The following is a 12,100-nucleotide window of genomic DNA, read 5'->3' on the forward strand; positions in this document are numbered from 1 at the left end:
TTTAATTTTCAAAGACCATTTAATTTATCGCTTACTATCAACGACTTTCTTAGTTTACTACATAAACTTTATATTGTCAACAACTTTTCAAAAACTTTTAATTTTGATTTGATGTTTAACTGTCATTGTATCGCTCAGCGACAAAACATATCTTATCATGATTATTTAGTAAATTATTTATAATTAAATCCCATTAACTAAATTTATAACTATATATCTTTAAATTTCATTATTTTTCTTAACTATTCATGTATTGATACACTTGGATATGTGTTTGTATTATTTAAATCGCTAATAATATACATAGGATATTTTACTTATATTTAAATTAACAATATATATGAATTTACGTATTTCAAAACAAAAGAAAAGGACTTTCTTAAAATAGATAATTCCATTTTAAGAAAATCATTTTCTATTTGATAATAAATTAATCAATTTACTCTAAAGTCTTATCATTACTTTTTTCAAGTTCATTACTCTCTTCTAAATTATCACTTTCATCTGAGTTTTCTGATAAGTTATTTTCATTGTCTACAATTCCATCTATAGACATTTGTTTATCCTCATTCTTTTCTTCTTCACTATTATAGTTAATTTTTGCAACAGCCACTATATTTACATCTTCTCCGGTTTTCATAAGAGTAACTCCCATAGCATTTCTACTAGTTGTAGATATATCACTAACGTTAATTCTTATTATTATACCATTACTGTTAATTAACATAATTTCATCTACATCTCTAACTACCCTAGCACTAATCACGTTACCTGTCTTTTCTGATATCTTATAAGTCTTGATTCCTTTTCCACCTCTTCTTTGAAGTGTGTAGTTTTCTATAGCTGTTCGTTTACCAAATCCTTTTTCACTAATTACAAGAAGTTCTTCGTCTGGTTTTGCTATTATCATTGATACAGCTATATCATCATCTCTTAATGTTATAGCCTTAACCCCTGTAGTAGTTCTTCCCATATTTCTAACTTCTTTTTCACTAAATCTTATAGAGTATCCATACTTAGTGACAAATAATACTTCATCATCACCTTTAGTTATTCTAACTCCAACAATTTCGTCATCTTCTTTTAAGTTAATAGCATTAAGTCCATTCTTCCTAATGTTTTCAAACTTATCTAATGATGTCTTTTTAACCATTCCTGATTTAGTACCCATTAAGAGATAATTATCACTATCAAAGGTTCTTATAGACATAACTGCTTGTATATTTTCATCTGGATCTAGTGGTAGCATATTAACAATATTAGTTCCCTTAGCAGTTCTGCCACCTTCTGGGATTTCATATCCCTTTAATTTATATACCTTTCCTTTGTTTGTAAAGAATAGTATATTATTTAAAGTTGGTGTTATTAAAATATGCTCTACAAAATCATCTTCCTTAGTAGTAACCCCTTGAATACCTCTTCCACCTCTTTTTTGAGCATTATAGGTATCAGCTGGTAGACGCTTGATATATCCTCCATGGGTTAATGTTATTACTATATCATCATCATCAATTAAATCTTCATCCTCAAAGCTATAAGGATTTTTTTCTATAAGAGTTCTTCTATCATCGCCATACTTTGTCTTTATTTCAATTAATTCATCTTTTATGATGTTAAGTAGAATTTCTTCACTATTAAGTATTGATTGTAGATAAGCTATTGTTTTCATTAGTTCATTATACTCATCTTCAATCTTATCTCTCTCCAGACCTGTTAATCTTTGCAATTTTAAATCTAAAATAGCTTGTGCTTGCTTTTCTGAAAGATTAAACTTTTCAATTAATCCCTCTTTAGCTTCTTGAGCTGTTTTAGACGCCCTAATTAAAGATATAACTGCATCTATATGATCAAGTGCAATTCTTAATCCCTCAAGAATATGAGCTCTAGCATTAGCTTTGTCTAAATCAAAAATAGTTCTTCTTGTTATTACATCTCTTTGGTGATTTAAATAATGTGTTAAAATTTGTTTTAAATTAAGTACTTTAGGTTCATTATCAACTAATGCAAGCATAATAATACCAAAAGTGTCTTGCATCTTCGTATGTTTATAAAGTCTATTTAAAACAACATTTGCATTAGCATCTCTTTTTAATTCTATAACAATTCTCATTCCATCTCTATCTGATTCGTCTCTTAAATCAGATATTCCATCTATTTTCTTTTCCTTAACTAAATTTGCTATAGATTCTATAAGATTTGCTTTATTTACCATATAAGGTATTTCTGTAACTATTATTCTATTCCTACCTTTATGCTCTTCTATTTCAGCTTTTGATCTAACTAGAACCTTTCCTCTACCAGTTTCATATGCACTTCTAATTCCACTCTTTCCAAGTATCATTCCTCCAGTAGGAAAGTCTGGTCCTTTAATCTCAGACATAAAGTCTGATACAGTAACATCTGGATCATCAATAAGCATAATTACTGCATTTATAACTTCTGTAAGATTATGAGGTGGAATATTAGTAGCCATACCAACTGCTATACCTGAAGATCCATTTACAAGCAAGGTTGGAAATCTTGCAGGTAATACTACTGGCTCTTTTTCTTCTCCATCAAAGTTGGGCATAAAATCTACCGTTTCTTTATTAATATCTCTAAGCATTTGACTTGTAATTTTACTCATCTTAGCTTCTGTATATCTCATTGCTGCAGCTCCATCACCATCAACGGAACCAAAATTCCCATGACCATCAACAAGCATATATCTTATTGAGAAACTTTGTGCCATTCTAACTAACGCATCATATACTGAGCTATCACCATGTGGGTGATATTTACCAAGTACATCTCCGACTATTCTTGCACACTTTCTATATCCTTTTTCATAAGTTATTCCTAACTCATGCATAGAGTATAGAATTCTTCTATGAACAGGCTTTAATCCATCTCTAACATCGGGTAATGCTCTTCCAACAATAACACTCATAGCATAATCTATATAAGATTTTTTCATTTCTTTTTCTATATCAACTGGTATTATTTTATCTATAGTGTCCATATTTACACCTACCTTTACTATAGCCTAATACTATATATCTAAATTACTAACTCTCTTAGCATTTTCTTTTATAAATTCTCTACGTGGATCAACTTTATCCCCCATTAATATTGTAAATATTTCATCAGCAGCCATAGCATCCTCAACGTTTACTTTTAATAATATTCTTCCTGATGGGTCCATTGTTGTGCTCCATAATTGTTCTGGATTCATTTCTCCAAGACCTTTATATCTTTGTATATCTGTACTACTATCTTTTCCACCTATTTCTATTAACAACTTATCAAGTTCATCATCACTATAAGCATATTGTTCAATCTTGCCCTTTTTAACTTTATAAAGAGGTGGCTGTGCAATATATACATGTCCTAGGTCTATAAGGTCTCTCATAAACCTATAGAAAAATGTAAGTAGTAGTGTTCTGATGTGAGCACCATCTACATCGGCATCTGTCATTATTATCACTCTATCATATCTAATCCTTGATACATCAAAATCTTTACCAACGCCTCCACCAAATGCAGTTATCATAGATCTAATTGTATCTGATGCTAATATCTTATCAAGCCTTTGCTTTTCTATATTCATTATCTTTCCTCTAAGGGGAAGTATGGCTTGGAATCGCCTATCTCTTCCTTGCTTAGCAGAACCCCCCGCAGAATCTCCCTCAACTATATAAATTTCACATTCAGATGGATCTTTAGAAGAACAATCAGCAAGTTTCCCTGGCAAAGTTGTACTCTCAAGCACTGATTTTCTTCTAGTAAGTTCACGCGCCTTTTTAGCTGCTTCCCTAGCTCTAGCTGCATTTAAACCCTTCTCTATAATGCTTTTACCTACAGTAGGATTTTCTTCTAAAAATGAACCTACAACATCTCCTACTATCGATTCTACTATTCCTCTTACTTCACTATTACCAAGCTTAGTCTTAGTTTGACCTTCAAACTGAGGATCTGTAAGCTTAACAGATATAACTGCTGTTAACCCTTCTCTAACATCTTCTCCACTTAGATTTTTATCATTTTCTTTTAAAAATCCAAACTTTTTAGCATAATCATTAAGAACTCTAGTTAATGCTGTCTTAAAGCCAACTAAGTGAGTTCCACCTTCAACTGTATCTATATTATTTGCAAAGGAAAATAAATTCTCGTTATATGTGTCATTGTACTGAAATGCTAATTCTACTGAAGTTGTATTTTTTATTCCTTCTATATAGACTGGTTCATTATGAATTTTCCCTTTANNAAGGATTTTATCCCACCTTCATAATGAAACTTATTTTCTTTCTCATATCTTTCATCTGTAATTTTGATATTTATACCTTTATTAAGAAATGCTAACTCTCTTAATCTTTGAGACAATGTATCATATTCAAATTCAATACTTTCAAATATTTCTTCGTCCGGCATAAAGTGAATTATTGTTCCATGATCATCAGTATTTCCGATTTTATCAAAAGGTGTAACAGTCTTACCTCTTGAAAAACTTTGATACCATATATGCCCATCTCTTTTTACTGTAACTGGACAAATCTCTGATAATGCATTAACAACAGAAGCTCCAACCCCGTGAAGTCCTCCTGATACCTTGTATCCTCCGCCACCAAATTTTCCACCAGCGTGAAGTACTGTCATTATAACTTCAATTGTAGGTATATGCATTTTGGGGTGTATGCCTACTGGCATTCCTCTTCCATCATCTATTACTGTAACTGAGTTATCTTTATGAATAATAACTTGTATACTTTCACAAAAGCCCGCTAACGCTTCATCTATACTATTATCAACAATCTCATAAACTAAATGGTGTAGGCCTCTGATGCTAGTACTTCCAATATACATTCCAGGCCTTTTTCTAACTGCCTCAAGTCCTTCAAGGACTTGTATCTGATTTTCATCATATTTTTCATTATTAACCATAGCTATCCTCCTAACTTAACCTAAAGTTCACAGTATGACATATTAGTCCTTTTACACAAAGTAGATGATGATATAGGTGACAAATAAATCTTACTCTTCTTGTTTACTTCAGCTATAATAAATGATTTAGGTTTGTCACTAGTTATACGTTCTACAAACCCATCTTCTTCTGCTAACCTTATGAACTGGCTAGTGTCTGGACTATACATAGTAGATTCTATGTCAAAAATACCTATTATATCTTTAATTGGCACAACTATACTTTCTCCTAAGTGTAAAAACATAGTATTTCCCCCTAACTCCATCACATTATTTCTTGTACGCTTCCTTTTTCAACATTGAATATTTTCATGTTATTACCTTTTAAATATTTTTTTATTCCTGTAATTCCTGTACATGTTATTAAGGTTTGAATTCCATTTATAGATCTCAATATATATTCTTGCCTTTTTGTATCTAGTTCAGACAATACGTCATCAAGTAATAACAATGGATATTCTCCTATTAATTCTTTTATTATTCGCAATGATGCAAATTTTATCGTCAAAACAGAAGTTCTTTGCTGACCTTGCGATCCAAATATCTTCACGTCTATATCATTTATAAATATAGAAAAATCATCTCTATGTGGTCCTACAGATGTAATTTTTTTCTCTAGGTCTTTTTTTCTATTACTTTTAAGTAGGTTATATAACTCTTCTTGCAGATTATCAACACCCTTAAGCTGCATTATATAATTAAATTTAATAAACTCACTTCCCTGAGTTATATCGCTGTGAATTTTTTTAGAGAATTCATTTAATTTTTCTATATACTTAATTCTTTGAGCTATTATGTAACTCCCAAATTCAGCTAATCTAATATCATATATATCTATCATATCTATGTCAGCGCTAAATTTCTTTAATATAATGTTTCTTTCATTTAAAACTTTTTTATATGAAGATAGATAATGGTAGTATTTTTTGTCCAGTTTGCAAAGTTCAATATCTAAAAATCGCCTTCTGAATGATGGCGAATTCTTAACAATATCTAAATCTTCTGGAGAAAATATAACTACATTAACAACACCTACCATATCTTGTAGCTTAGTTATTTTTATTGAGTTTATATTTATAGCTTTTTTTCCATCTTTAAAAAGTTTTATATTGATTTTTTTATCTAAACGTTCTTTTACCACATAAGCACTAATATAGGCCTCGTTACTGTCCCAATATATAAGTTCTTTATCTTTATTAGTTCTATGTGATTTTCCAACACTCGAATAGTATAGCGACTCAAGTATATTAGTTTTTCCTTGAGCATTATCACCTTGAAAAACATTAGTTCCATCACATAATTCTAAGGTCACATTTTTATAATTTCTAAAATTTATTAAATTCAAATATCTAACATACATAAAAACACCCACCTAAAATTATATCATAATATACATTCTAAGTGTGAAAATTACTGTAAAAATATAAATATAGCTAAATCTCTTAATTATAATAACTATAAAACTCAAAAGGCTGAAATACTTATCAGCCTAATGTTTTATACAATAATATATTCTTCTTCTTGAAATTCTATTTTATCACCTCTATATAGCTTTTTTCCTCTTCTTACTTCCACTTCACCATTAACCTTAACATCTTCATTTTGTATATAAAATTTAGCTTCTGACCCTAAGGTAGTAGCTCCAGTAAACTTCAAAAATGAGTCTAGCTTTATAAATTCTGTATCTATTTTTATTTCTACCATATATTTCTCACATCCTAATTATTATTGGCAACTCTTACTGGAAGTAATAAATAAACACTGTTATCGTTATCTTGATTTCTTATTACACAAGGAGAAACCGTAGATGTAAATTCCATGATTATATTTTCCTCTTCCATTATTTTAAATACATCAATTAAATATTTAGAGTTAAATGCAATTTTTATCCCCTCTCCTTGCAATATTATTTGAACTTCTTCTCTAGCCTTTCCCAATTGAGAATTCGATGTTACAACTAGGGTATCATCAGAAATATCAAATTTTACAAGATTAGTGTTTCCATCCTTCGCCATAAGTGAAGCTCTTTCTATACAACCTAAAATTTCATTTCTGTTAACCGTAACTTTTAAATTATGTTCCTTAGGAATGATAGATTCATATTTAATAAAATCCCCCTCTAATAATCTAGAGACGACTTTAGTATTTCCAAAATTAAATAATATGTGATTCTTTGTAAATGTAATTTGTACAACATCATCAGTATCTTTAAGAATTTTAGAAACTTCATTAAGTGTTTTTCCTGGTATAACTGATTCCTTATTAGATTTACAATCCATGGATTCACTTTTTAAGGCTACTCTAAATCCATCTAGTGCAACCATATTTAGTTTATTTTCTTTAACTTGAAGTAATATCCCTGTCAATATAGGTCTTGTATCATCTTGAGCAATAGCAAAAATAGTTGATTTTATCATGTTTTTTAAAGTTTTTTGAGATACAGATAGCACCACATCTTCTTCTATGCTCGGTACCGTTGGATATTCTTTTGGATTTAAGTATACTAATTGAACATTAGATTTTTGGCACTTTAGTTCTACCTCATTACTATTGATTTCAGTTATTTCAACTATATCGTTAGGTAGTTTCCTTATAATCTCGCCAAATATTTTAGAGTCAAGAACGACTTCACCTTCTTCTATAATATTGGCTGGTATTTTTGTTTCTATGCTAACTTCTATATCAGATCCAATTAAAGTTAGTAATCCATCTTTTGCAGATAGATATATACCTTGAAGTATAGGCAATGTTGATTTACCTGTAATAGCTTTTTGAACATCTGAAATTGCTTCTTGTAATAAGCTTTTTTCTATTAAGAATTTCATATAAAAATCCTCCTCCTTATACACATATAAAATTACTATAAATAGCTTAGATAATTAAATAATATTTAGTAGTAGTAGTAGTAGGGGCTGTTGATTTGTTGATAAGTACTTCTAGGCTAATGATATCCACAATTTCTGTGTAAAATAAATTGTGGATAAACTAATTTTGAAATTAAGTAGTTATCCACAGTATTAAGAATATATTTTTTTTGAAAAGTAATCCACAATAAATCTTTTAATTATTATTAACAAATGTTATTAATTACTTCTGATTAATTCTTTTACTTAATTCAGCTATAGCTGATTGAAGGCTTTCATCTTTCTTTAGGTTCTGAGAAATTTTTTCATATGCATGAATTACTGTAGTATGATCTCTACCGCCAAATTCTTCACCTATCTTGGGAAGAGAAGTATCTGTAAGCTTTCTTGAAAGGTACATAGCAATTTGTCTTGGAAAAGCAACATTTCTAGTTCTTCTTGCAGATTTGAAGTCATCTACCTTTAAGTTATAATAACTAGAAACTATATCTTGAATTAATTCAATAGTAACTTGCCTTGAATTCCTGTTTGATATTATATCTTTTAGAGCTTCAGATGCTAAATCTACACTTATATCTTTATTTGTTAAAGAAGAATAGGCAACTATTCTTATAAGAGCACCCTCTAGTTCTCTTATGTTAGACTTAATTTGTGTAGCTATATATACCATAACTTCATTAGGAATATTTAAATTTTCTACATCAGCCTTCTTTTTTAGTATAGCAATTCTAGTTTCAAAGTCAGGCGGTTGTATATCAGCTATAAGTCCCCATTCAAATCTAGATCTTAACCTGTCTTCTAATGTAGGAATTTCCTTAGGAGGTCTATCACTTGATAGTATTATTTGTTTATTAGCATCATGCAGAGCATTAAAGGTATGAAAGAACTCTTCTTGAGTAGATTCTTTACCTGCTATAAATTGAATATCGTCAATAAGAAGTACATCTACATTTCTGTATTTATTCCTAAATTCAACATTTTTATCATCTTTAATAGAATTAATAAGCTCATTTGTAAATTTTTCTGATGAAACATAAACCACTTTAGACTTTGAATTAACTGTCTGTATGTAACTCCCAATAGCATGCATTAAGTGTGTTTTTCCAAGTCCAACTCCTCCATAAATAAATAGTGGGTTATAAGCCTTAGCTGGAGACTCTGCTACAGCTAAAGAAGCTGCATGAGCAAACCTATTACTATTTCCTATGACGAAAGAATCAAAGGTATATTTAGGATTTAGGATTGCTGACATTTCATCATTTACAATTAAATTATGTTTATTATTTGCATGCTTAGAGGTTGATGTATCCAAATCAGAAGCTTCCTCAGAGCTTATAACAAAGTTTATTGAATATGATTTATTGCATGCTGCTTGAATAGAATTTTTTATTAGGTCTTTATATCTATTCTCTAGGATATCCTTAGTGAAGTCATTACGAACACCAAGAGTTATAGTTGAATCAGTCATTTTTAGTGGGTCAATACTTTTTATCCAAGTATTAAAACTTACTTCGGTCAGTTCAGCTTTAAGTATTTCTAAGGCTTTTTCCCAAATTTCATTTACATAGGTGTTCATTTTATATCCTCCTCTTAAAATAGTTATATCTATAGTTAATAATAGAAAAGAGATAAAAATCCACAAGAGTATCAACAGAATAATAGATACATATAAAGTTGTTTACCATTGTTAAAATTTTTATTCACATGTTTATAATTTGTGTTTTAATAAATAGTAAATTATACTTACTAACAATATATAATTATAAGTTATACACAGGCAAAAGTGGTGAAAAACATTAAAATTTCATGTAAAAACACAAAAAAAAGAGAAAAAATAAGAGTTATTCACAGAATAATCAACAGATTGTGTATAACTTGTTCGAAAAATAACTTATCAACATCCATACATAATGATATCAAAAGATTGCATGCTATTCAATAAGTTATCCACAAAAAAAATAGTTTTGTGGAACTTTTATTAACAAGGGGGTTTAAAAACACAAAAAAATGACATATTAATAATGTTAGAAAATGTTCTAAATAGTTATCTTGACATAAGAGTTACTTACATTTATAATCTAATAGTGAAACTTATAAAGTAGTGATAATTTAATTACTATAAATGACATATAAGATGAAGGGGGTGCAAGCACATGTTCATGACTTACCAACCTAAAAAAAGACACAGAAAGAAAGAGCATGGATTCAGAAAAAGAATGAGTACTGCTTCTGGAAGAACTGTTCTTAAGAGAAGAAGACAAAAAGGAAGAAAAAAATTGACAGCATAAGGGCCGCTAATGTGGCCTTTTTCTGTAATTAAGAAAGAGAGCAACATAGAACTATGAAAGAAGAAAGGCTAAGAAAAAACCCTGAGTTTAGATTAGTATATAGAAGAGGGAAATCGTTATCTACATCTTTATTAGTGTTATACGTATTCAAAAACAATAAAGGAATTAATAGGGTAGGAATATCTGTAAGTAAAAAAGTAGGGAAGAGTGTAGTTCGTAGCAGAGTAAAGAGACTTATAAGTGAAAGTGTTAGATTAAATAAACAAGGATTAAAGCAGGGGCATGATCTAGTCTTTGTTGCAAGAAGTGCTTCAAAGGATAAGAGTTATAAAGAAATTGAAAACTCGGTTAAATATTTATTTAAGAAATCAGGGCTTAATAATGTTGAAAAAAATATTACTATTAGTAATTAAATGTTATAGAAAATATATATCTCCTATGAAAGCGCCATGTTGCATATTTGAACCAAGCTGTTCCTTATATGCAATTCAAGCTATCGAAAAATATGGCGCAATCAAAGGAGGTTTTATGGCTATTAAGAGAATTTTACGGTGTCATCCTTATCATAAGGGAGGATATGATCCTGTTAAATAGAAAGTATTAGGAGGGGTTAATTTGAATTACTTATCTGGTATATTTGTAGAAGTATTTAAATCGGTTCATAAATTTGTTCAGTTAATTACAACAAATCCAGACATATCATTCGGTATTGCAATAATAATATTTACATTGCTTGCAAGAATATGTTTATTACCATTATCGCTAAAACAAACTAAATCTACGGCTAAAATGAGTGCAATTCAGCCTGAAATTAAAAAGGTTCAAGAAAAGTATAAAAACGATCCTCAAAGACAGCAGACTGAAATAATGAAAGTATATAAAGAAAATAATGTGTCCATGTTTGGTGGATGTTTACCAATGCTTATTCAGTTTCCAATTATGATAGCATTGTTTTATGTGTTTAAATCAATAGATTATCAAGGAGCTGGATTTTTATGGATGCCAGATTTAGCACAAAAAGATCCAACAATGATATTACCAATAGTTTCAGGTTTAACAACATATTTTTCTAGTAAGGCTATGCAACCTGCTACTGGAGATGCAGCTAAGCAAACTAATATGATGAATATTGGTATGTCAATTTTCTTTGGATTTATGTCATTACAATTTCCAGGAGCATTAGTACTTTACTGGACAGTAGGAAACTTAATCCAAATGGCACAATCTTTAATATTAAATAAAATTTATAAAAAGCCTAGTACTAAATCGGCATAATAAAATCATTTTATTATTGGAAGGGCGGTATCTAAAGCATGAAAAGTATTGAAATAATTGGTAGGACTGCTGAAGAAGCTATACAGAATGCCTTAAGAGAATTAAATGTTACAGAAGAAAAAGTTACTATAGAAGTATTAGAAGAAGGTAGTAAAGGATTTTTAAATATAATAGGGGTTAAGCCAGCAAAAGTTAAGGTGAGACTAAAGAGAGATTATATAGGTGATGCTAAAAAGTTCTTAAGAGAGATTCTTAATGCTATGAATGTAAAAGCTGAGATTCATATAAAAGAAGAAAATAATGAAATAAATATTAATTTAGTAGGGCCTAATATGGGGGTATTAATAGGGTATAGAGGAGAAACTTTAGACTCTCTTCAATACTTACTGAGCTTAGTGGTTAATAAGAATCATGATGAAACATACAAGAGAGTAATTCTTGATACTGTTAATTATAGACAAAACAGACAGGAAACACTTAAAAAATTGGCACTTAAAATGGGAGATAAGGTAAGAATTAATGGAAAGACTTTAAAATTAGAACCTATGAACCCATATGAAAGAAGAGTTATTCATTCAACTTTGCAAAACAATGCATATGTAACTACCCATAGTGAGGGTGATGAGCCTTATAGAAGAGTAGTTATTGAATTAAAGAAAGCCTAGCGGCTTTCTTTTTATATTTTCAAGTAGTGTGATACAATAGTGATTTGTG

Annotated in this window: 11 protein-coding genes and 1 pseudogene; 5 read left to right on the plus strand and 7 right to left on the minus strand. The window is 29.7% G+C overall.

Features of this window, described 5'->3' with window-relative positions; genetic code table 11:
• Positions 1-439: 439 nt before the first annotated feature.
• The 7 genes and pseudogenes from gyrA to dnaA form a co-directional block, all read right to left on the minus strand.
• Positions 440-3,001 (minus strand): DNA gyrase subunit A, encoded by a 2,562-nt coding sequence (gene gyrA, locus B2671_RS09520; RefSeq protein ID WP_346870205.1) that lies wholly within the window; start codon positions 2,999-3,001, stop codon positions 440-442.
• 30 nt (positions 3,002-3,031) lie between these two features.
• A pseudogene (gene gyrB / locus B2671_RS09525) lies at positions 3,032-4,920 on the minus strand (DNA topoisomerase (ATP-hydrolyzing) subunit B).
• Positions 4,921-4,940: 20 nt separating this feature from the next.
• Positions 4,941-5,204, minus strand: a complete 264-nt coding sequence (remB, locus tag B2671_RS09530) for an extracellular matrix regulator RemB (protein WP_035135503.1) — start codon at positions 5,202-5,204, stop codon at positions 4,941-4,943.
• Between the two features lie 20 nt (positions 5,205-5,224).
• Positions 5,225-6,319, minus strand: coding sequence for a DNA replication/repair protein RecF (gene recF, locus B2671_RS09535; RefSeq protein ID WP_346870206.1), 1,095 nt, complete (start codon positions 6,317-6,319; stop codon positions 5,225-5,227).
• A 137-nt stretch (positions 6,320-6,456) separates the two neighbouring features.
• Entirely contained in the window at positions 6,457-6,663 is a 207-nt protein-coding gene (gene yaaA, locus B2671_RS09540) for a S4 domain-containing protein YaaA (RefSeq protein WP_346870207.1), read from the minus strand.
• 14 nt (positions 6,664-6,677) lie between these two features.
• Positions 6,678-7,784 carry a DNA polymerase III subunit beta gene (gene dnaN / locus B2671_RS09545; protein ID WP_346870208.1) on the minus strand — a complete coding sequence of 369 codons (1,107 nt, stop codon included), beginning with the start codon at positions 7,782-7,784 and terminating at the stop codon, positions 6,678-6,680.
• Positions 7,785-8,046: 262 nt separating this feature from the next.
• On the minus strand, positions 8,047-9,399 hold the full coding sequence (gene dnaA / locus B2671_RS09550; protein ID WP_346870209.1) for a chromosomal replication initiator protein DnaA: 1,353 nt from the start codon (positions 9,397-9,399) through the stop codon (positions 8,047-8,049).
• 577 nt (positions 9,400-9,976) lie between these two features.
• Between dnaA and rpmH the strand changes: the two genes are divergently transcribed.
• From rpmH to jag, 5 genes are read left to right on the plus strand one after another with little or no spacing between them, the layout of a single operon-like run.
• Positions 9,977-10,111 carry a 50S ribosomal protein L34 gene (rpmH, locus tag B2671_RS09555; protein ID WP_035135513.1) on the plus strand — a complete coding sequence of 45 codons (135 nt, stop codon included), beginning with the start codon at positions 9,977-9,979 and terminating at the stop codon, positions 10,109-10,111.
• A gap of 53 nt (positions 10,112-10,164) precedes the next feature.
• Complete coding sequence (gene rnpA / locus B2671_RS09560) at positions 10,165-10,524, plus strand: ribonuclease P protein component (protein ID WP_346870210.1); 360 nt, start codon at positions 10,165-10,167, stop codon at positions 10,522-10,524.
• Positions 10,493-10,705 (plus strand): membrane protein insertion efficiency factor YidD, encoded by a 213-nt coding sequence (gene yidD / locus B2671_RS09565; RefSeq protein WP_414632068.1) that lies wholly within the window; start codon positions 10,493-10,495, stop codon positions 10,703-10,705. Before rnpA ends, yidD begins: the two co-directional genes overlap by 32 nt.
• Positions 10,706-10,726: 21 nt before the next feature.
• Complete coding sequence (gene yidC / locus B2671_RS09570) at positions 10,727-11,386, plus strand: membrane protein insertase YidC (RefSeq protein WP_346870211.1); 660 nt, start codon at positions 10,727-10,729, stop codon at positions 11,384-11,386.
• A 38-nt stretch (positions 11,387-11,424) separates the two neighbouring features.
• Positions 11,425-12,051 (plus strand): RNA-binding cell elongation regulator Jag/EloR, encoded by a 627-nt coding sequence (jag, locus tag B2671_RS09575; protein WP_346870212.1) that lies wholly within the window; start codon positions 11,425-11,427, stop codon positions 12,049-12,051.
• Positions 12,052-12,100 lie beyond the last annotated feature (49 nt).

Source organism: Clostridium sp. UBA5119, from assembly GCF_002414285.1.
Classification (GTDB): Bacteria; Bacillota; Clostridia; order Clostridiales; family Clostridiaceae; genus Clostridium_J; species Clostridium_J sulfidigenes.